Origin of the sequence: Psychrobacter sp. 16-MNA-CIBAN-0192, assembly GCF_040309565.1 — a bacterium.
In the GTDB taxonomy this organism is placed as follows: Bacteria; Pseudomonadota; Gammaproteobacteria; order Pseudomonadales; family Moraxellaceae; genus Psychrobacter.
The window spans coordinates 1-252 of the sequence record NZ_JBEOOX010000514.1; the positions used below are offsets into that span (position 1 = coordinate 1).

General features: G+C 44.4%; 1 protein-coding gene. It reads left to right on the forward strand.

The features are described from left to right. Positions 1-252: penicillin-binding protein activator (locus AAEY78_RS14185; protein WP_352340054.1), on the forward strand; the 252-nt coding region annotated here is incomplete at both ends.

The following is a 252-nucleotide window of genomic DNA, read 5'->3' on the forward strand; positions in this document are numbered from 1 at the left end:
TAACCTTGCTTTGTACCATCAAGTTTATGCTGGCAGTGCCGTTGAACTTGACCAAGCTATTAATAATTGGTTGAGACGCTACCCCGGGCACCCTGCTAAAGTAGTTTTACCTAAACAAGATGAGTTAGTGAATGACTTAACGCCTGTAATAATAGAGCGTTTAGTTGTACTACTGCCGCAATCTGGTGCTAATGAACGCTTAGGTGATGCACTTAAAGCCGGCGTGCTCGCAGCACTTGATCAGCAAAGCAT